This is a genomic window from Stenotrophomonas koreensis (genome assembly GCF_001431525.1).
Taxonomy (GTDB): domain Bacteria; phylum Pseudomonadota; class Gammaproteobacteria; order Xanthomonadales; family Xanthomonadaceae; genus Stenotrophomonas; species Stenotrophomonas koreensis.
Map to the genome: position 1 here is coordinate 42,279 of NZ_LDJH01000014.1, position 16,847 is coordinate 59,125.

Annotated in this window: 16 protein-coding genes and 1 tRNA gene; 6 read left to right on the forward strand and 11 right to left on the reverse strand. The window is 65.9% G+C overall.

Features of this window, described 5'->3' with window-relative positions:
• The first annotated feature begins 133 nt into the window (after window positions 1-133).
• Window positions 134-832, forward strand: coding sequence for a ComF family protein (locus tag ABB25_RS09460; protein ID WP_057666195.1), 699 nt, complete (start codon window positions 134-136; stop codon window positions 830-832).
• Window position 833: 1 nt separating this feature from the next.
• Here ABB25_RS09460 and ubiA read toward each other — a convergent pair whose 3' ends face one another.
• Window positions 834-1,736, reverse strand: coding sequence for a 4-hydroxybenzoate octaprenyltransferase (gene ubiA, locus ABB25_RS09465; RefSeq protein WP_057666197.1), 903 nt, complete (start codon window positions 1,734-1,736; stop codon window positions 834-836).
• 202 nt (window positions 1,737-1,938) lie between these two features.
• On the opposite strand from ubiA, the gene ABB25_RS09470 reads away from it, so the two are divergent.
• Window positions 1,939-2,015, forward strand: a tRNA-Arg gene (locus ABB25_RS09470).
• Window positions 2,016-2,485: 470 nt separating this feature from the next.
• Here ABB25_RS09470 and ABB25_RS09475 read toward each other — a convergent pair.
• From ABB25_RS09475 to ubiK, 4 genes are all read right to left on the reverse strand, one after another.
• A complete protein-coding gene (locus ABB25_RS09475) occupies window positions 2,486-3,433 on the reverse strand; it encodes a TrbL/VirB6 family protein (RefSeq protein WP_057666199.1) in 948 nt (315 codons plus the stop codon).
• Between the two features lie 9 nt (window positions 3,434-3,442).
• Window positions 3,443-4,174, reverse strand: coding sequence for a hypothetical protein (locus tag ABB25_RS09480; RefSeq protein ID WP_152981147.1), 732 nt, complete (start codon window positions 4,172-4,174; stop codon window positions 3,443-3,445).
• Window positions 4,175-4,317: 143 nt separating this feature from the next.
• Window positions 4,318-5,832, reverse strand: coding sequence for a YifB family Mg chelatase-like AAA ATPase (locus ABB25_RS09485; protein ID WP_057666202.1), 1,515 nt, complete (start codon window positions 5,830-5,832; stop codon window positions 4,318-4,320).
• A gap of 12 nt (window positions 5,833-5,844) precedes the next feature.
• A complete protein-coding gene (gene ubiK, locus ABB25_RS09490) occupies window positions 5,845-6,105 on the reverse strand; it encodes a ubiquinone biosynthesis accessory factor UbiK (RefSeq protein WP_057666204.1) in 261 nt (86 codons plus the stop codon).
• 153 nt (window positions 6,106-6,258) lie between these two features.
• Here ubiK and ABB25_RS09495 point away from each other — a divergent pair, with 153 nt between their 5' ends.
• On the forward strand, window positions 6,259-6,597 hold the full coding sequence (locus tag ABB25_RS09495) for a P-II family nitrogen regulator (RefSeq protein WP_057666207.1): 339 nt from the start codon (window positions 6,259-6,261) through the stop codon (window positions 6,595-6,597).
• Between the two features lie 54 nt (window positions 6,598-6,651).
• On the opposite strand, the gene ABB25_RS09500 is transcribed toward ABB25_RS09495, so the two are convergent.
• Together ABB25_RS09500 and speE are read right to left on the reverse strand one after the other, a co-directional pair.
• Window positions 6,652-7,329, reverse strand: coding sequence for an RIO1 family regulatory kinase/ATPase domain-containing protein (locus ABB25_RS09500; protein WP_057666208.1), 678 nt, complete (start codon window positions 7,327-7,329; stop codon window positions 6,652-6,654).
• A gap of 241 nt (window positions 7,330-7,570) precedes the next feature.
• The gene (speE, locus tag ABB25_RS09505; RefSeq protein ID WP_057666212.1) at window positions 7,571-8,428 is read right to left on the reverse strand and encodes a polyamine aminopropyltransferase; all 858 of its coding nucleotides are present in this window, start codon (window positions 8,426-8,428) and stop codon (window positions 7,571-7,573) included.
• A 243-nt stretch (window positions 8,429-8,671) separates the two neighbouring features.
• Between speE and speA the strand changes: the two genes are divergently transcribed.
• Window positions 8,672-10,561: an arginine decarboxylase gene (gene speA / locus ABB25_RS09510; protein ID WP_057666214.1), complete on the forward strand. Its 1,890-nt coding sequence runs from the start codon at window positions 8,672-8,674 to the stop codon at window positions 10,559-10,561.
• Window positions 10,562-10,807: 246 nt separating this feature from the next.
• Here the strand turns inward: speA and ABB25_RS09515 are convergent, their stop codons facing one another.
• From ABB25_RS09515 to radC, 4 genes are all read right to left on the reverse strand, one after another.
• Window positions 10,808-11,560 carry an SDR family NAD(P)-dependent oxidoreductase gene (locus ABB25_RS09515; RefSeq protein WP_057666216.1) on the reverse strand — a complete coding sequence of 251 codons (753 nt, stop codon included), beginning with the start codon at window positions 11,558-11,560 and terminating at the stop codon, window positions 10,808-10,810.
• A 95-nt stretch (window positions 11,561-11,655) separates the two neighbouring features.
• Complete coding sequence (locus tag ABB25_RS09520; RefSeq protein ID WP_057666218.1) at window positions 11,656-12,525, reverse strand: SPOR domain-containing protein; 870 nt, start codon at window positions 12,523-12,525, stop codon at window positions 11,656-11,658.
• Window positions 12,526-12,550: 25 nt separating this feature from the next.
• Window positions 12,551-14,239, reverse strand: coding sequence for an arginine--tRNA ligase (argS, locus tag ABB25_RS09525; RefSeq protein WP_057666219.1), 1,689 nt, complete (start codon window positions 14,237-14,239; stop codon window positions 12,551-12,553).
• Between the two features lie 95 nt (window positions 14,240-14,334).
• Entirely contained in the window at window positions 14,335-15,009 is a 675-nt protein-coding gene (gene radC, locus ABB25_RS09530; protein ID WP_057666221.1) for a RadC family protein, read from the reverse strand.
• Window positions 15,010-15,120: 111 nt separating this feature from the next.
• Here radC and coaBC point away from each other — a divergent pair, with 111 nt between their 5' ends.
• Window positions 15,121-16,362: a bifunctional phosphopantothenoylcysteine decarboxylase/phosphopantothenate--cysteine ligase CoaBC gene (gene coaBC / locus ABB25_RS09535; RefSeq protein ID WP_244477795.1), complete on the forward strand. Its 1,242-nt coding sequence runs from the start codon at window positions 15,121-15,123 to the stop codon at window positions 16,360-16,362.
• Window positions 16,359-16,817 carry a dUTP diphosphatase gene (gene dut, locus ABB25_RS09540; protein ID WP_057666223.1) on the forward strand — a complete coding sequence of 153 codons (459 nt, stop codon included), beginning with the start codon at window positions 16,359-16,361 and terminating at the stop codon, window positions 16,815-16,817. The genes coaBC and dut overlap by 4 nt, the downstream gene beginning before the upstream one ends.
• The last annotated feature ends 30 nt before the right edge of the window (window positions 16,818-16,847 follow it).

The window sequence follows — 16,847 nt, forward strand, 5'->3', positions numbered from 1 at the left end:
GGTAACGGTTGTCGATCGCGGCGGCATCTTCGGCCGACGTCGGGCCGCGGTGATGCCCCAGGCTGGCAGTTCGCAATGGACGATGGTGGACGCTGCAGGGCCGTCCGATGCTGTGCGGGTTGCTCTTGAGCCAATGAGGATGACCGTGGGGATTGTCCATTCGCTTGCACGCTGGTTGTTGCCTCTGCGGTGCCGGGTCTGTGCCCAGCGCGGCCATCAGGGCATGGACCTGTGTCCGGCCTGCCATGCCGCCGCACAGACGAACCTGCCGGCCTGCCCGCGTTGCGCGCTGCCCTTGCCTGCCGGTGAGGTTTCGGTCTGCGCTGCCTGCCTGTCGGCGCCAACGGCACTGCTGGCTTGCCACGCCGCCTGGCGCTATGGCCCGACCCTGGATGCGCTGGTACGGCGTTACAAGTTCGAACAGGATCTGGCCGCCGGTGCGGTGTTGGCCGGCTTGATGCTGCAGCAGCGCCCGCCGTGGCTGGCCGGCCAGGTACTGGTGCCGGTTCCGCTGCACCGTCAGCGGCTGGCACAGCGCGGCTACGACCAGGCCCATGAACTGGCCGCGCAACTGGCGCAGGCAACCGGCTTGCCGAGCGGCCATCTGCTGCGGCGTGAACGCGCTACTGCGGCCCAATCCGGGCTGGATCGCCAGCAGCGGCGGAAAAACCTGCGGCGGGCCTTTGTCGCGCTTCCCGGACCGCTGCCGCCCAGCGTGGTGCTGGTGGACGATGTGATGACCACCGGAGCCACGCTGGAAGCTGCGGCGCAGGCGCTGCAACGCGCCGGCGTGGTGCAGGTGCGGGCCTGGGTGGCGGCCCGCACGCCCTGAATCAGGTGACGCCGGGCAGGTAGAGCGCGCCCAGCAGGCCGGCGAAGATCACCGCACCGACCCAGTTGTTGTGCAGGAATGCCCGGAAACACGGGCCACGTTCGCGCTTGCGTGCGATCCAGAACTGCCAGCCGATCAGCAGTACCGCGATACCCAGGCCGGCCCAGTAGGGCCAGGCGAGCTGCGCGTGCTGCCCGACAAGTGACAGTGCGGCAATGAACAGTGCGTACAGGATGGCCTGGATTACCAGGTCCAGTTCGCCGAACAGGATCGCGGTGGAGTGCGAGCCGACCTTCAGGTCGTCCTCGCGGTCGACCATCGCATACCAGGTGTCATAGGCGGTGGACCACAGCACGTTGGCGATCAGCAGCAGCCAGGCCACGGCCGGCACGCTGCCGGTGATCGCGGTGAAGGCCATCGGGATACCCCAGCCGAACGCCAGGCCGAGGTAGACCTGGGGCAGGTGGGTATAGCGCTTCATGTAGGGGTAGCTGGCGGCCAGGATCACCGCCACCACGCTCATCGCGATGGTCTGCCAGTTCAGTGTCAGCACCAGCGCAAAGGCAGCCAGCATCAGCACCGCAAACAGCTTCAAGGCATCGCGGCCGGTCAATGCGCCACTGGCCAGCGGGCGGTCCTTGGTGCGCTGGACATGTGGATCCAGCCAGCGGTCGGCATAGTCGTTGATCACGCAGCCGGCCGAGCGGGTCAGCCAGACCCCGGCGCTGAAAACAAACAGTATCCACAGCGGCGGTGTGCCCCCGGCGGCCAGCCACAGCGCCCACCAGGTGGGCCAGAGCAGCAGCAGGGTGCCGATCGGGCGGTCGGCGCGCATCAGTTTCCAGTACAGGCGCAGGCGCGAGTCCGGCACCTGGGCAGGTTCGGTATAGCGTTCGTAAGACATGTGCCAAGGTTACCAGCGGGGGCGCCCCGGGGGCGCGATCGGGGGTGTTGCTCAGTGGCCTGCCCGCCGCGTTGTTGCGTGGTGTTGCGGGCCGGATGCAAAAAAGTGCGGCTGTGCTGCTCACTGCCGCTGTTTTCAGCTACAATCACGGTCTGCCATCGCCCTCGGCGACAGGCAGGATTGCAGCGGCATCGCAGACAACGCGCCTGTAGCTCAGCCGGATAGAGTAGTGGCTTCCGAAGCCATTGGTCGGGGGTTCGAATCCCTCCAGGCGCGCCAGATCGATGCCCCGCTGCAAGAACGAAACCCCGGCCAGAAACCGGGGTTTTTGCGTTTCTCCTGCTCAAGCCGGGTGTGCGGCAGCCTGGCGCAGACAGCACGCAATACGATGCGGTCTGTGCAACGCGCAAACCGTTGGCCCGTGGCCGTGGGCCACCGCCCGCGGGCCCTGCATATCAGCGACTGAGCCCTCCTTCAGCCGGTAATCCCGACAACATCCTGGCTCCGCCTCTGGTGCCTGACCTGACGGCCCGGCTGCCACCCATTGCCCGGTGCAATCATCGGCTGGAGCCTCGGCAAGCACTGCCGGTCACACGGCCGGTGCACCTGCAGCTGACAGCCAGCAGCTGCCACGGGAGCAGTTCCTTTGCTGTGGCGGTATGCAGCGGTAATGGCTACGGGAGCTGCGTGGCACTGAGCGGGTGATGGATGGCGTCACCCAACCCGGCATGGATGTAGCGCTGCGGGCATCAACTGGCTTTGCCGCGGTTGGCCGGCGCCATCTCGCTGCCCTTGTTGAAGGGGCTGTAGGGATTGAAGTTGGCCACCGCGCTGCGGAACAGACCAGCCGCAGCCGGTGGTGCGCCAAGGATCAAGGTGCTCAGGATCAACCCGGTGGCTGCCTGCAGCCGGGCCATGTTGTAGATGCCGCCGGCATCCACGCCCAGACCATCGGCCAGCAGGGTGTCGCTGAGCCAGAGGGTCGCGCCCATCGCAACCACCAGATCCATCGCCAGGCTGATGGCCACGCTCAATACCGCCAACGAGACCTGACAGGCGACCAGGGCGCTGAGCCAGCCGCGGAACAATCCCTCGCCCTGTTTGAAGACCAGGCACAGCACGAAGAAAGGACCCAGCCCGAGCAGGATGGCCAGCATGAAGCGGTTGAGCACCATCATCGCGCTGCCGACCACCGCCGGGCTGGCGGCCCCCAGGCTGGCCAGTTCGCTGCTCTTGTCGCGCTGGTTGCTGGCCTGGATGTCATCCCCGGTATCGATCTGTTGCAGCCGTGAATAGGCCAGGTCCATCACGGCAAAACCGCGGTCGATATCGTTCAGCAGGGCACCGGCAGGCTTGCCGGAAACCAGGCTGACGGTGGCATTGCTGATGCCATCGGTGAGCACCCGGTAGAGCGAATCATGGTTCAAGGCCGCGGTACTGGCCAGCATCACCACCACGCTGACGCGCAGCAGATCCACTACCTGGGCCATCATTGGTTCACGCTGGCGTGCACTGACAATTTCCCAGCCCCGCCACATGATCCAGAGCGACAGCAGCGGCAAGGCGATCGTCAGCATCAGATCACCGATGCGATCGAGCAGGTTGTGCGCGTACTGCTCCAGCTCGCTGTCAATGAACTGCTTGATCAGCGAAAAGTACAGTACATCTTCAAGCTGGTTTGACCATGCGCCGTTCATGCGGTTTCCTCAGCGGCGTTTATCTGCCGCCAGTTTCAAGCTGGCCTGAAGCAGCAGTAGTTGCGCTTCCCGGGCCAGCGCGTTGCGCGTTGTCTGGCCATGAAAATAGCTGCGCAGTTGTTGGATGTAGCTCTGTTGCACGGCATCCACATACTGGTCGTGCGCCTGGATCAGGGTCTGGCTGAAATGCAGATCGATCTGCAGCTGGGATTGGAACTCGCTCATGCGGCCGATATGCGATTGCAACAGGCCGCTCTGCTCGCTCTCCAGTTGGTTGCGCTCATTGAGCATTTCCAGCCATTGCTGTTCGCGTTGCTGGAGTTGCTGCTGCAGCTGCACGGCGGTGTTGTAGCGCCGGTTCTGGGCCCTGACCCAGAGGCTGCATGCCTGCCGCAGTGCCTGGGATGGTGCACGCGAGGCACTGCAACGCTGGCTGACGTCATGGTCTTCTTCACGCAGTGGCTGTTGGTTGCGCAGGCTGCGCTGGCCTTGATAGCTGCGGTTGTCGATGGCGTGCTGGGCATGGCCGCGTTCGCTGATGCCGGTGAGCTTCTGCTGGGTCTGCAGTTGCTGTTGCAGCTGCTGCAACTGGGCAATGCTTTCGGCCCAGTTGGTGGCATCAAACACCGGCATGCCCGAGGCCCGGGCAGGCACCAGACAAACCATGGTGGCCAGCAGCAACAGGCCGGTGCAGTAGCCGCATGCGTGCAACGCGCGTGTGATCTTCCGTGATCGGGTCATGGTGGGCTCCTGACGATGACAGTGCGTTGCCGCATGCGGCAGCTTCACTATGCGTGCAGGCCTGGAGGATGGCTGTCGGAGAACACCGGTTGGTGTGGTGGTGTTATGGCCGCCGGACGGGCAGGGATAGCCCGTCGTGTGCTTCAAGGGGCCGCTTCAGGTGCGGTTTGTCGATAGCTCAGGGCTTCGGCCAGTGCCGCACGGTCGATGGACGGCTGATCATTGAGATCGGCAATGGTGCGTGCAACACGCAGGCTGCGTTGTACCGCGCGCATGGAAAGCTGCAGGCGCTGGGCAGCCTGCTCAAGCAGGTTTTGCTGCTCGCCATCAAGCACGCAATGGGCAAAGGTGCCGGCGGCATCGAGCTGTGCATTGGCGCAGCCCTGGCGTTGCCACTGTCGTTGCAGGGCATTGGCCACCCGCTGTGCAATGCATGCGCTGTCTTCGGCTGCGGCAACCGGTTTTGCCAGCAGTTCCAGCGGCAACCTGGGGATGCGTACCTGCAGGTCAATGCGGTCCAGCAACGGGCCGGACAGGTGGCCGAGGTAGCGGGTGATGCGTTCGCTGCTGCAGCGGCAACGGCCGCTGATGTCTCCGGCCCAGCCACAGGGGCAGGGATTCATCGCGGCGACCAACTGGAACTGCGCCGGGAACGTGGTGCTGCGTGCGGCACGGGCAATGGTGACCGAGCCGGTTTCCAGTGGCTCACGCAGGACTTCCAGCACACCGCGCTGCCATTGGGTGAGTTCATCCAGAAACAAGACGCCGTTGTGCGCCAGGGAAATCTCGCCCGGCCGCGGATGGGAGCCGCCACCCACCAGGGCCACGGCGCTGGCGCTGTGATGCGGGGCGCGGAATGGACGTCGTCGCCACTGGGCCGACAAGGTCTTGCTGGTGTTGCCCAGGCTATGAATGGCCGCCGTCTCCAGCGCGCGCTGTTCATCCAGTGCTGGCAGCAGGCCGGGCAGCCGGCTGGCGAGCATGCTCTTGCCACAGCCCGGAGGACCGACCAGCAGGAGATGGTGACCGCCGGCGGCAGCTACTTCCAGTGCGCGTCGGGCTTGCGCCTGGCCACGCACATCGCGCATGTCCGGCCCATTCGGTAAGTTGCCAGCCTGCACGGCAGGCTCGGCAGCGGGCAGTGACTGCTGGCCCTGCAGGTGGGCACAGACCTGCAACAGGGTCGTTGCCACCAGGGTGGACGCCTGGCTGACCAGGGCCGCCTCTGCCTGGTTGGCCTGGGGCAGGATCAGGGTATGGCCGCTGCTGGCAGCGGCCATCACCGCGGGTATTACGGCATCTACCGGGCGCAGTTCGCCGGTCAGGGCCAGCTCGCCGATGAATTCGTGGCCGGCCAGGGCATCGAGCGGGATCTGTCCGCTGGCCGCCAGGATGCCCAGGGCGATGGGAAGATCGAAGCGGCCACCGTCCTTGGGTAAATCGGCCGGTGCGAGGTTGATGGTGATGCGGCGCTGGGGCCATTCAAAACGGGCGCAGAGCAGGGCAGCGCGTACCCGGTCGCGTGACTCACGTACCGCCGCCTCGGGCAGCCCGACGATCTGGATGGCCGGCAAGCCGCCGGACAGATGCACCTCGACCCGGACAGCCGGGGCATCGATGCCGGCACGGGCACGGCTGTGCACCAGCGCCAGGCTCATCCGGGACCACCGTCAGGGCGTCTTGTCACCATGCTGTTGGGCTTCCATTGCCGCGACGGTTTTTTCCAGGGCCTCAAGCTTTTCCCGGGTGCGTTGCAGGACCGCGCGCTGGATGTCGAATTCCTCACGGGTGACCAGGTCCAGTTTGGACAGGCCTGCCTGCAGTGCGCCGCGGAAGGCTTCCTGGATATCCTGCTGGGATTGACGCAGGCCCGGGGGAACCAGGTCACTGAGGCGGCGGGCCAGTTCGTCAATGTGCTTGAGATCGATCATGAGGATTCCTGTGGGCGAGGTCTCAGCCTGCCGGGATGGCGGCCGGTCAGCCATCGGCAGCTGTCAGGGAAGATGGTAAGGCTAATCCTCGGCTGCCGGCGAACGGACGGACGGGTATGCTGTGGGAATTGCAGCAGGAGCAGGAGAGAAGCGATGAAAATGGTCATGGCCATCGTCAAGCCGTTCAAACTCGATGACGTGCGTGAAGCGCTGGCCGAACGCGGTGTTGCCGGAATCACGGTGACCGAGGTGAAGGGCTTTGGACGGCAGAAAGGCCACACCGAGCTTTACCGCGGTGCCGAATACGTGGTCGATTTCCTGCCGAAGGTGAAGCTGGAAGTGGCGGTCACCGATGAGCAGGCCGATGAGGTGGTCGAGGCGATTGTCCAGGCGGCCGGCACCGGCAAGATCGGTGATGGCAAGGTGTTCGTCTATGACCTGGGCCGGGTGGTGCGTATCCGTACCGGCGAGATGGATGCCGACGCCCTGTGATGGCAGGGCCTGGGCCCTGCAGGGGCCCAGGCAAGCGCCGGGGCGCTGCGGTTTTCAGGCGGGGACGTTGTGGCGGGCCTTGAAACGCTGGTAATTGCGCTTCCAGCCGCTACGGATAACGCTCACCCAGTGCGGTTCGGCCACCTTGGCGGCCAGTTCCGGTGGCACCTCGACACCGGTGACACGCTTGCGCATCTTCAGCAGGTTCTTCAGGTCGCTGCGGCGTAGCTGGCGCGCTATCGGGTTGTTGCGGCGCCAGCGCGGGGTGCGCCAGGCAGAGGTGAAATCGATCAACACCGGTACCCCGGCAGCGACCATCACATTGGTGCCGTGCAGGTCGTTATGGGTGATGCCCTGCTCGTGCAGACGCTCCAGGGCCCTGTGGAGCTGGTCGAAGACCCGGCCATCGGCAACCTGCAGGCTGCTCAGGGTCTGGCCATTGATGTATTCCATGCCCAGTGCCAGGCCGCCGATGACCCCGACCAGGGCTGGTGCATGCTTCCAGCCGGCGAGCTGGCGCAACATGCGGGCTTCCCGGCGTACCAGCAGGCGCGCGACCGGCGCCAGGAACGTGCCGCGGTAGCGGCGGTAATCCTTGATCACGGCGATGCGGCCATCGATGGCCGCCCGATAGACGTCCGGTTCGAGCAGGCGCTCGCCGCGCTTGAGCAGTTGTTTGTCTGAAGTCAGCGGGCCGACGGCGTCGTCGGGCAGCAGGGTGATGGCATTCATGAGAGTTCTCCGCACCGGGCGTGGGCGCTGGCCGCAACGGCCCGGTGAGTGGGGCGCCGATTGGGGAGGGGGCGCCGACCGGGGTAATTTTAATACCGTTCGGTTCAGGAACTCTGAATGTAAAAAAAATGTAAGAAGATGCAGATGGAATGCATCGTCCTGCATTGCGTCGTCTTTGTTGCATTAAAAAACCCACAGCGCCTGCGGCACTGTGGGTTCTGGACAGCCGTCAGCCGCTGGCTTATTCGCCCAGGGCCTTGGCCACGAACGGCGGGGCGACCAGCACGGCGTTGTGCTGGTGGGCGGTGTAGTACAGGGTGTCGAACGGCTTGTTGGCCGAGTCGTCCTGGCGGAAGCCGAAACCGAAGCCAGCCTGCTTGCTGGCCACGGTCACCGACCACCAGCCGGTCGGATAGCACGGCTGCGGGAACGGCAGGGTCTTGAAGGAGGCAAAGCCAGCCTTGCCCATCTCGGCGCGCATGTCACCGATCAGGTCCAGCAGGGCAAGCGGCGATTCGCTCTGCTGCACCAGCAGGCCGTCATCCTTCAGCGCACGGAAGCAGCTTTCGAAGAACGCCTTGTTGAACAGGCCTTCGGCCGGGCCGACCGGGTCGGTCGAATCGACGATGACCACGTCCACGCTGCCCGGCTCCAGGTTGGCCATGTAGGCCACGCCGTCGTCGAACAGCAGCTCGGCGCGCGCATCACCATTGGACTCACACAGCTCCGGGAAGTACTTCTCGGCCATGCGGGTGACCTGCTCGTCGATGTCGCACTGGGTGGCCTTCTCCACGCCCGGGTGCTTGAGCACCTCGCGCAGGGTGCCGCAGTCGCCGCCACCGATGATCACCACGCGCTTCGGGTTCGGGTGGGTGAACAGCACCGGGTGGCTGATCATCTCGTGGTAGAAGAAGTTGTCCTTGGTGGTCAGCATCATCGCGCCGTCGATCACCATCAACTTGCCCCAGTCGGTCGAGTCATAGATCTCGATCTTCTGGAACGGGGACTGCACTTCATCCAGCTTGCCGTTGATACGGAAGCCGATCGCCGAACCGGTCGGCTGGAAGTGTTCGATGTACCACTGGGAGTTGTCGCTCATGATGTTTCCTGCAAGCTGGCCTTGGGGTTGCGGGAACAACGAGGGGCCAAGGGGGAGCAAAGGGTGTCGCTTCGGACGGACTGCCTTGGAAGACCGCTGACAGACACGTGGCGCGCGTTCATCTTTCACGCGGCCGGGAGTTCCCCGCCAGGGGGCCGGTGCGGGCGCGGATTGTATAGGAATATGCGGGGCAATGGGGGGTAGAATGCGCCTCCTTTCACCCACCACCGAGTTCTTACGCCGATGAGCGATTGGTCCGCCGACCAGGCCCGCAAGACCTATTCCATCCCGCACTGGTCTGATGGCTATTTTGATGTGGACGGCAAAGGCCACATCGTGGTCAAACCAACCGGCGCGGCCGGCCCGGCGGTGTCCTTGCCGCAGGTCGTGGCTGCCGCGCGCGCCAATGGCGCCAGGCTGCCGATGCTGGTGCGCTTTCCGGACATCCTCAACCAGCGCCTGGGCAAGCTGCAGGCGGCCTTTGCCCAGGCCCAGGCCGATTGGGACTACAGCGGGGGTTACACGGCCGTGTATCCGATCAAGGTCAACCAGCACCGTGGCGTGGCCGGCACCCTGGCCGCCAACCACGGCGAGGGCTTTGGCCTGGAGGCCGGTTCCAAGCCGGAGCTGATGGCGGTGCTGGCGCTGTCGCGCCCGGGTGGGCTGATTGTCTGCAATGGCTACAAGGACCGTGAATACATCCGCCTGGCGCTGATCGGGCGCAAGCTCGGCCTGCAGACCTTCATCGTGATCGAGAAGCCCTCCGAGCTGAAGCTGGTGCTGGAGGAGGCGCGCGCGCTGGAGGTCAAGCCCGGCCTGGGCGTGCGCATGCGCCTGGCCAGCCTTGGCGCCGGCAAGTGGCAGAACAGCGGTGGTGACAAGGCCAAGTTCGGGCTGTCCCCGCGCCAGGTGCTGGACCTGTGGAAGACCCTGCGTGACAGCGAATACGCCGATTGCCTGAACCTGCTGCACTTCCACATGGGCAGCCAGATCTCCAACGTGCGTGACATCGCCAACGGCATGCGCGAGGCCACCCGTTATTTCGTCGAGCTGTCGCGCCTGGGCGCGAAGATCACCCATGTCGATGTCGGCGGTGGCCTGGGCATCGACTACGAAGGCACCCGTTCACGCAGCTACTGCTCGATCAACTACGGCCTGCATGCCTATGCCAGCAACATCGTGCAGCCGCTGGCCGAAGCCTGCGAGCAGCATGGCCTGCCGCCGCCGCGCCTGGTCACCGAGTGCGGCCGGGCGATGACCGCCCACCACGCGGTGCTGATCGCCAACGTGGCCGAGGTCGAGCAGGCACCGGAAGGCCGTGTGCCGGAGGCCTTCGATGACGAGCCGGCGCCGATCCGTCACCTGCGCGAGATCCATCAGGAACTGGATGTGCGCCCGGCGGTGGAGCTGTACCAGGAAGCGCAGCATTTCCATGCCGAAGGCCTGAGTGCCTACGCCCTGGGCCAGATCGACCTGACCGCGCGTGCGCGTATCGACGACCTGTTCTATGCCATTGCCCACGGCGTGCGTGCGCGCCTGAGCCACGAGGAAAAGAGCCACCGGCCGATCCTGGACGAGCTCAACGACCGCCTGGTGGACAAGTATTTCGTCAACTTCTCGGTATTTGAGTCCATTCCGGATGTGTGGGCGATCGACCAAGTGTTCCCGATCGTGCCGATCCAGCGTCTGGACGAGCGGCCTGACCGCCGCGGCATCATCGCCGACATGACCTGCGACTCGGACGGCGTGGTCAAGACCTATGTCGAGAACGAGTCGCTGGATACCTCGCTGCCGGTGCACAGCCTGGCCCACGGCGAGAGCTACCTGTTCGGTGTCTTTTTGGTCGGCGCCTACCAGGAAATCCTCGGCGACATCCACAACCTGTTCGGCGACACCGATGCGGTGGAAGTGCTGGTCGATGACGATGGCTACGTGATCACCCAGCAGCGTCGCGGCGACACCACCGATGTGATGCTGGACTACGTCGGCTACAAGCTCGACGACCTGCGCGAGGCCTACAAGGCGCGTGTGGCTGCGGCAGGTCTGGATGCAGAGCGTGCGCAAGAGCTGGATGCCGCACTGGAAGCCGGATTGACCGGGTATACGTATCTGAGTGATGAGCCGTTGATCTGACCAGCAATCAGGGGCATGAATCAGACAGGCCACGGTGATCCCACCGTGGCCTGTCTGCATTCCCGCTCCGACAGCACGCTCCGCGGGTAAGGTGCGTGCGCCCTTGTCGTTCAGGGGCTTGCTTTGGCGCTGCTCCCTTTCCCCGGCCAGGCCGCGAGGCAATTGGCCAATAGTGAGCCTGCCTTTTTCTGAAGGTCGCAGGAAGCAACAGCGAGTGTGGCTTCCTGCAGCCCGCCGGATGGCTGTTCAGCTTTCGCGTGCGACCTGGAAGCCGGCAAACGACTGGCTCACCGGCATCAGTTCGATCCGGTTGATGTTCAGGTGGGGCGGCAGGTTGGCCACCCACAGGATCTGTGCGGCGATGTCCTCGGCGGTCATGGGGTGGGCGCCGGCATACAGCGTATCGGAGGCGGCCTGGTCGCCATGGGTACGCACCAGGGTGAACTCGGTCTGCGCCATGCCCGGCTCGATCGCGGTCACGCGCACGCCGGTGCCGTGCAGGTCGCTGCGCAGGCCCAGCGAGAACTGGCTGACGAAGGCCTTGGTGCCACCGTAGGCATTGCCGCCCGGGTAGGGGTAGGTCGCGGCGGTGGAGCTGATGTTGATGATCGCGCCGCGGCGCTCGATCAGCTGTGGCAGCAGGTGGTGGGTCAGGGTCACCAGCGCGGTGATGTTGGTGTCGATCATCGTGCGCCAGTCCTCCAGGTCGGCACGCTGTGCCGGCGCGGTGCCCTGGGCCAGGCCGGCGTTGTTGACCAGCAGGTCGATCCCGGCGAACTCGGCCGGCAGCTCAGCCAGTGCGGCGCGCATGGCCCCGGCATCGCGGATGTCGAAACAGGCCGGATGCACGCGCTCGGCGCCCAGTTCCTCCACCAGGGCCGCCAGGCGCTCGGCGCGGCGGCCGGTGGCAATCACACGCCAGCCAGCAGCGACAAACTGGCGCACGGCGGCGGCACCGAAACCGGACGTGGCGCCGGTAATCAAAGCAGTACGGGTCATGGCGGATCAGGCAGATAGCGATGGGGTGCCAATTTTCGCACCAAAGCCGCCGCCCAGACAGCACAACGCCCGGACTGGCCGGGCGTTGTTGCAGCTTACTGGGCCTTGATCGCCATCGCCTGCAGGCCGGCGGCCTCCAGTTTGGCCTTGGCCGCGGCCAGCTCGCTGGCCGAGTTGTAGGGCCCCATGCGTACCCGGTAAACCGTGTTGCCGTTGATCTGCGCCGGTTCGACCCGGGCCGCGACGCCGGCCAGGGCCAGGCGTGCCTTGGTGCCCTCGGCCTCGTTCTGGGCAGAGAACGCCCCTGCCTGGAGTAGATAGCGCACGTTGGCGGGCGGTTCCGCGCTGGCGGTGGCCGGAGGGGCAGCGGCGGGCGCCGGCGGTTGGTTGACCGGTTTTGCCGGGGCACTGGGTACCGGTGCCGGTGCCGGCTTGGGTAGTGGTCGGCCCTCCAGTGCGGCCAGTGCGCGCTGGGCCTCGCTGACCGGGGGCGCTGTCTCGCTTATCGGCGCCGGCTGGGCGGCAGTGCTGCCCGCCTCGCCGGTAGCACGCGCGGCATCACGTTCGGCCCGTGCCACCCGCTCGGCTTCGGCACGGGCGGTGGCGGCCAGTTCAGCGTCGGACATCTGCACCTCGCTGCCCGGCAGCAGGGTATAGAAGTCGTAGGAGGGCTGGCTCGGTCGCTCGGTCGTGGCTGCGGTCGCGGGTGTGTTGCCACGGTTGCCTGCCGGTCGCGGCAGCGAAGCCGGCGCATCAATCTCGGCCTCGTCCACCTGGGTGGGGACCGCATCCGGATTCGGCCGCGGTCCGGCGCGCAGGAAGCCATCGCCCTGCTTGTTGAACAGGTTGGGCAGGGCCATGAACACCACCGCCGCAATGGCGGCGATGGCGATCAGCCAGACCCACGCCGGGGTGCCGGAATGGGTGGTGCGCTTTGCCTGGCGCTTGTTGCGTCGTGCAGCCATGAGCCGATCTGTCTCCGGTCCGCGCTTACATTTTTTCCGGGGCGCTGACCCCGAGCAGGCCCAGGCCATTGGCCAGGACCTGTCGCGCCGCGCTGGCCAGTGCCAGCTTGGCATTGCGCTCGGCAGCATCGTCCACCAGCACCGGTGTGCCGGCGTACCAGGTGTGGAAGGCGTTGGCCAGCTCACGCAGGTACTGGGCGATCAGATGCGGTTCCAGCGCCTCGCCGGCGGTTTCCACCACTTCCGGATAGCGTGAAATCTCATACATCAGGGTCATCGAGACCGCATCGTCAATGCTGTGCAGCCCGGCAATGCCGTCGGCCTGGACATAGCTCAAGCCCTTTTCCTGGGCCTGGCGCAGCAGCGAGCACACGCGCGCATGGGCGTACTGCACGTAGAACACCGGGTTGTCGTTGCTCTGCTGGCGGGCCAGGTCGATGTCGAAGGTCAGCTGCGAATCGGGCTTGCGCGCGATCAGGAACCAGCGCACCGCATCGGCACCGACTTCCTCGATCAGGTCGCGCAGGGTCAGGTAGGAGCCGGCGCGCTTGGACAGCTTCACTTCCTCGCCGCCGCGCATCACCGTGACCATCTGGTGCAGCACGTATTCCGGCCAGCCCTTGGGGATGCCGACATCCAGCGCCTGCAGGCCGGCGCGCACGCGTGCCAGCGAGCCGTGATGGTCGGCGCCGAGTTCGGTGATCGCGCGCTCGTAGCCGCGCTGCCACTTGGACAGGTGGTAGGCCACGTCCGGCAGGAAGTAGGTGTAGGTGCCGTCGGACTTGCGCATCACGCGGTCCTTGTCGTCACCAAAATCGGTCGAGCGCAGCCACAGCGCACCGCCTTCCTCATAGGTGTGGCCGGAGGCGATCAGCTGGTTCACCGTTTCGGCGACCTTGCCGTCGGTGTACAGCGAGCTTTCCAGGAAGTAGATGTCAAAGTCCACGCCGAATGCGGCCAGGTCCAGGTTCTGCTCGTTGCGCAGCCAGGCCACGGCGAAGCGGCGGATGGCGTCGATATCCTCGGCATCCTTGGCGCCAACCACCTGGCTGCCTTCCAGCTCGACACTGGCACCGGCCAGGTAGGCCTTGGCGACATCGTCGATGTAGTCACCGTTGTAGGCTTCGGCCGGCCACTGGGAATCGCCGGGCTTGAAACCGCGCGCACGGGCCTGCACCGAACGGGCGAGGTTTTCGATCTGCACGCCGGCATCGTTGTAATAGAACTCGCGCTTGACATTCCAGCCATTGGCTTCCAGCACGCGGGAGATGCAATCGCCGATCGCCCCGGCGCGGCCATGTCCGACATGCAACGGGCCGGTCGGGTTGGCCGAGACATATTCCACGCCGACGGTACGCCCGTTGCCGGTCAGGTTGTGGCCGTAATCGACGCCATCCTTCAGCACCAGGGCGGTTTCGCGCTGGTAGGCGCTGGGGGCGAGGTGGAAATTGATGAAGCCGGGTCCGGCAATGTCGACCTTGGCGACCATTTCATTGGCCGGCAGGGCATCGACCAGCTGTTGTGCCAGGGCGCGCGGATTGCTGCGCGCGGCCTTGGCCAGCAACATCGCGGCATTGGTGGCAAAGTCGCCGTGCTCACGGGTCTTGGGCCGCTCGACCACGAATTCCGGCGACAGGAGGTCGGCAGGCAGGGTGCCGTTGGCGCGCAAGGCAGCGATGCCTTGGCCGATGAGGGCGCGGAGTTGAGGTTTCACGTGGGTATCTGCATCTGGAGCGCGGAATTGGCCATTTTACCCGACACAGCGCGCCGGGGCCCAATCCCTCCCAAATGAGTGGTTCAGTACGCCGCCTAGACCCAGCCGCGGGCGGCCAGCGACACCGGCGCGCCATCGCCGATGATCAGGTGGTCGAGCAGGCGGATGTCCACCAGCTCCAGGGCCTGGCGCAGGCGCTGGGTGACCGCGCGGTCGGCCGCGGAGGGCTCGGGGTTGCCGGAAGGGTGGTTGTGGCCAACGATCAGGGCAGCAGCGTTGTGGGCCAGGGCACGGCGGACGACTTCACGCGGGTGCACCTCGGCGCCGTCGATGGTGCCGCTGAACAGCTCCTCGAAGGCCAGGGCGCGGTGGCGGGTGTCCAGGAACAGCACCGCGAACACTTCGCGTGGCTGGTGGCGCAGGCGCTGGACAAAGTGACGCCCGGCCGCATCCGGATCACTGACCAGCACCCCGCGTGCCAGTTCCGCCGCCAGCACGCGCTGGCCCAGTTCCAGGGCTGCGGCCAGGCTGCAGGCCCGGGCCGGCCCCAGCCCGGGCAGCTGCGCCAGTGCGGCCGGCGGGCACTCCAGCAGCGCACGCAGCGGGCCGTGCTGACTGAGCAGTTGGCGGGCCGTCTGCACCGCGTCCATGCCCCGGCTGCCGGAGCCGATGAAAATGGCCAGCAACTCCGCATCGGAGAGGATGGTCGGGCCGCGGCTGAGTAATTTCTCGCGCGGACGTTCGTCGCTGGGCCAGTCACGGATATGCATATGGCAAAAATGCGGGTTCTCATGCCCCCGGGGCATCAGTGGCCGATAAGCCATCGGGTAAGCTAGCGGCCTTTGATCGAGTAGGACTTCACTCCCGTGACTGATGCCACTGTGGATGCCTCCAACGCCGGTGCCCTGGCCGGGAAAAAGCTGCTGCTCTGTGTGGGTGGTGGGATTGCGGCCTACAAGGCGCTGGAGCTGGTCCGCCGTCTGCGCGATGCCGGCGCGCGGGTACAGGTGGCCATGACCGAAGGTGCACAGCAGTTTGTCACCCCGCTCAGCTTCCAGGCGCTGTCCGGGCTGCCGGTACGTACCAGCCTGTGGGACAGTGCGGCCGAACAGTCGATGGGGCATATCGAACTGGCACGCTGGGCCGATCACATCGTGATTGCGCCGGCCACCGCCGACCTGATCGCGCGGCTGGCCGGTGGCCATGCCGATGACCTGGTCTCCACGCTGTGCCTGGCCAGTGCGGCGCCGCTGACCGTGTGCCCGGCAATGAACCACCACATGTGGCTGCATCCGGCCACCCAGGCCAACATCGACCTGCTGCGCCAGCGTGGTGCGCAGGTGGTCGGGCCGGAGGACGGCCCGCTGGCCGAAGGCGAGTCCGGCCCCGGGCGTCTGGCCCAGGTACCGCAGATCGTGGCCGCGCTGGCGCATCCGGACAGTGCCGTGCCGTCAGTGCCGTCCAGCGACAGCCGGTTGCGGGGCGTCCGGCTGGTGATCAGCGCCGGCCCGACCTACGAAGACCTGGATCCGGTGCGCTACATCGGCAACCGTTCCAGCGGCAAGATGGGCTTTGCGCTGGCGCAGGCTGCTGCCGCGCGTGGCGCCCAGGTGGTGCTGGTGGCCGGCCCGGTGCAGTTGCCCACGCCCGCCGGGGTGGAGCGGATCAACGTGCGCTCCGCCGCCCAGATGCGCCAGGCGGTGATGGACGCATTGCCGGCCGACATCTACATCGGTGCGGCGGCGGTGTCGGACTACACCCCGAAGGTGGTCTGCCCGCAGAAGATGAAAAAGACCGCGCAGACCACCGGGATGAGCCTGGAGCTGGTTCGCACCCCGGATATCCTGGCCGAAGTGGCGCAACAGACCGGCGCGCTGAAGCTGGTGGTCGGCTTTGCCGCCGAAACCCATGATGTGGCCACCTATGCCCGCGGCAAGCTGGTCAACAAGCGGCTGGACCTGATCATCGCCAACCGGGTGGGGGTGGCCGGTGGCGGCTTTGAAAGTGATGACAACGCCGCCACGGCCTACTGGGCCGATGGCGAGCGCGAGTTCGCCAGCATGAGCAAGGCGCAGCTGGCCGGGCAATTACTGGACCTGATCAGCCAGAGGCTGGATGCATGAGCACACCACTGCAGATAAAGCTGCTGGATCCGCGTTTTGGTGACTGCTGGCCCTTGCCGGCCTATGCCACCGAGGCCAGCGCGGGGATGGACCTGCGTGCGGCCCTGGAGGCGGAACTGGTGCTGGCGCCGGGCGATGCGGCCCTGGTGCCGAGTGGGGTGGCCATCCATATCGGTGATCCCGGCTTGTGCGCGGTCATCCTGCCGCGCTCGGGTCTGGGCCACCGTCACGGCATTGTCCTGGGCAACGGTACCGGCCTGATTGATGCCGATTACCAGGGGCCATTGCTGATCAGTGTCTGGAACCGCGGCCGTGAAGCGTTCACTATTCAACCTGGGGACCGGATTGCGCAGTTGGTGGTGATGCCAATTGCCCGGGTCGAACTTGAGGTTGTGGATACATTTGCAGGCAGTGCACGCGGCGCCGGCGGTTTTGGCCACACCGGGATAAGTTGACCTGCACAAGCGCACAGGGGGAGCGGGAAG